The sequence below is a fragment of the Sphaerotilus sp. genome, assembly GCF_041083715.1.
Lineage (GTDB): Bacteria > Pseudomonadota > Gammaproteobacteria > Burkholderiales > Burkholderiaceae_C > Sphaerotilus.
On record NZ_JBFPGY010000143.1, the window covers coordinates 1 to 3160 of the forward strand.

General features: G+C 66.6%; 4 protein-coding genes. All 4 read right to left on the reverse strand.

Annotated features, from left to right (window positions below; translation table 11 throughout):
* Window positions 1-217 (reverse strand): flagellar regulator YcgR PilZN domain-containing protein (locus AB3X43_RS06675; protein ID WP_369429081.1); only part of this gene is annotated, 217 nt, incomplete at its 3' end.
* A 21-nt stretch (window positions 218-238) separates the two neighbouring features.
* A complete protein-coding gene (locus AB3X43_RS06680) occupies window positions 239-586 on the reverse strand; it encodes a flagellar protein FliT (RefSeq protein WP_369429082.1) in 348 nt (115 codons plus the stop codon).
* 55 nt (window positions 587-641) lie between these two features.
* On the reverse strand, window positions 642-1064 hold the full coding sequence (gene fliS / locus AB3X43_RS06685) for a flagellar export chaperone FliS (RefSeq protein WP_369429083.1): 423 nt from the start codon (window positions 1062-1064) through the stop codon (window positions 642-644).
* A 145-nt stretch (window positions 1065-1209) separates the two neighbouring features.
* On the reverse strand, window positions 1210-3160 hold a 1951-nt coding region (locus tag AB3X43_RS06690), incomplete at its 5' end, for an O-linked N-acetylglucosamine transferase, SPINDLY family protein (protein ID WP_369429084.1).

Here is a 3160-nt window from a genome sequence, read left to right on the forward strand (position 1 = left end):
CGGCAGCGAAGACCAGCACGCCACGCTGCGGGTCTTCCGCCCAGAGCGAGGTCGCGTAGTTCACGCCGTCCGGGGTCGTCAATGCCAGCGGCACGTCGCCGTCGACGAACTGCTTGAGCAAGGCGCGAATCTCGACCAGCGCGCGCACGCGGTGTTCACTGACATCGACCGCGGCATCGTCGGAGCCGGAGTTCGGGGGAGAAGTCGGGGTGGTCATCCGGATCGTTCCTGCCAGGGATCAATGCAGCGTGTTGCGGGGCGGGCCGGCCAGCATGCTGTCCAGGTCCTCCAGCCAGGGCTCGGCGAGCATGCGGATCTCGGCGTCGTTGAGCAGGATGCGCTGCATGATGCGGGACTTCATCTGCACTTCCTCGCTGGCGAGCCGGTCCTGGCTGGCCGCATGCTTGAGCTGCGAGATCAGCACCGCACAAGCGCCTTCGAGCTTGACCACACGGTCCCAGTTGCCCACACGGGCAGCCTCCAGCATGTCGAGACTGGCCTGCTCGATGGCCTCGTAGTACTGCAACAGGGTGCTCTTGCGCAGCGGTGGGCTGTGCTGTGTTCGGGCGGTGGCAGCTTTGGACATGTTGGACCCAGTTTTTTACTTCAGTACCAGGGGCAGGCAGGCCGATTGCCCGGACTCAGCCCGCTGCCCCGTGAGAAACATTGGCGCCGATGGCCGCCCAGGCATCGCGCAGCGGTCGGATCAGGTGCTCGACCTCGTTGAGCAGGGCCGGGTCATTGCGCAAGTTGCTGCGGGTCAGCTGCACCACCGCATAGCTGTAGAGATTGCGCAGGTTCTGCGCGATCTCGCCACCGGCCTCCAGATCGAGCCCGGCGATCAGGCCCTCTTCCAGGATCCGTACCGCCCGGCTGATCTGCACGCATTTCAGATCGATCACGCCACCCGCCATCGCCGCCCGCGCCCGGCCGATCGATTCGAGAAAGCCGTCGTACAGCATCAGCACCAGATGGTGCGGCGATGCCGACGAGACGCCCGTTTCCACGCCGATCTGCCGATAGGCATTGGCGAAATGCTGCGGACGATTGAAGGGAGTGGACATGGCGCTGTTGAACATGCGTTGGCTTCTAAGGGAGAGCGTGGATCGATGGGTGGTCCGGCGATCAGGCGACTTGACGAGCGGTGTCAGTTGCTTATCGTCCGGGCCATACAGGGACTTGAGATCAGATGCAGACGCGGATTCGCCCTCACATGACCCGTTCGATCGCGGGCAATGGCGCGGGGGGCAGTCCGGCATCCTGGCGCTCCACCATGCGCAGCAGCAGCTGTCCGAAATCGTGCGCATAGCGACGCCCGTCGAACAGCGGCGACGCGATCCGGGCCGTTTCGAGCCGCAGGCGCAGGTCTGCCAGCGCCACCGGATCGGTGGCCCAGCGCACGCCTTCCAGCAGGTACTGCTCGATGTCATGGCAGACCAGCTCCTGCAGCCCGAGCGTGTGCAGCAGGCTGGCAGCGACCCGCGAGGCGAAGCTCTGACCAGCCAGCGTCAGCACCGGCACACCGGCCCAGAGCGCGTCGCTGGCCGTCGTGTGCCCGCTGCAGGGAAAGCAGTCGAGAAACAGATCTGCATTGGGCAGGCGGGCCCGGTGCAGTTCAGCCCCGACGAAGGGGGCAAACACCAGGCGCTCCGGGTCGACGCCAAATCCGAGGGCCGACTGACGCAGGCGCTGCTGCACGTCCTGCGACTCCACCAGCAGCCACAACACCGCACCCGGGGTGGCCAGCAGGATGCGGCACCACGCCTCGAACACCTCCGGCACGATCTTGTAGGGCATGTTGAAGCTGGCGAACACGAATCCCTGCGCCGGCAGCCCGCAGGCCGCGCGCGCGATGGCGCCAGGCCGCGTCCGGGTGCTGTCGTTGGGCTGGTAGCAGTGCGGCATCTGGGCGATGCGCTCGGTGTAGTCGCACTGGGACTCCAGCGGCGTCACGAAGGGGTCGCCGATCACGTAGTCGATGCAGGCAGCGCCCGTCGTGCCCGGGTAGCCCAGCCACGACACCTGGACCGGCGCCGCCCGGCAGGCCATCACATCGATGCGGGTGTGCATCGTGTAGCCCTTCATGTCGACCAGCACGGCGATCTGGTCCGCCTCGATCTGCTGTGCCAGCTGCTCGTTCGTCCACTCGGCCATCTCCTGCAAACAGTGCGCCGTGGCGCGCACACGCCGACACAGTTCGGAGCCGTCATCCGGCCCGCCCGAGTACAGGTACAGCTCGAAGCGGTCACGGTCGAACCACTCCAGCATTTCCGCAACCAGGATGCTGGTCGCGTGGGCATGGAAGTCATTGGACAGAAGGCCGATCCGGTACTTGCCGCCGACCTGTGCCACCGCCCGTGGCCGCCAAGGTTGCTCGGTCAGCTTCGCTGCGTCGATGCGCTGGCCGAACGACCGCTCGGACACCCAGCGCAGGACCTGCGGGTCATCGGTCAGACTCAGCATGCCGAAGGGGCCGATGCTCTGGGTTTCTCGCTCGCCCTGCTCGCGCACCCGGTCCATGCAGGTCTGCAGGCTCTGGATGTCGGACGCCAGATGCACCCAGTCGCAGGCCCACGAGCTGCAGTGCGCAGCCGAAATGGCCGCTCCGAGAAAGCGCGGGTATTCATCCAGCAGCATGCGGAAGCACCAGGCCGCTTCGCTGTGGGCCTTGATGTTCTTGAGCGCCTCGCCCAGCCGCATCAGCGCATTGGCGCGCTGGTGCTTGTTGTCGCCGGACTTGGTCAGCGCCAGGGTGCCGTCCTGCACCGCTTCCTTGAAGCTCAGCAGACCCATCCAGGCCTGTGCGCGGGAGAGGTGCCACGCGGCATCCCGCTCGACCGACGCATCCAGCGCCTCGGATGTCTGGATCAGCGCCACCATCTGGTGCCTGGATTCCAGCAGATCCATCACCAGCTGGCAGGCCCCCGCATTGGCGCGATCCAGCTCGAAGGCACGTCGGGCATGCGTCAGCGCGGCTCCGGTATCGCCCAGTTGCCGATCACAATGGGCCACGACCAGCCAGCGCCCGGCGTTGCCCGGATCCAGTTGCGCGGCCAGCATGAAGCTGGCGCGCGCCCCCCGGATGTCTCCCGTCCGACGCTGTTCGACACCGCGCTGCCACGCCTTCTGCAGACGACCGGCAGCACCGGGCGCCACACCC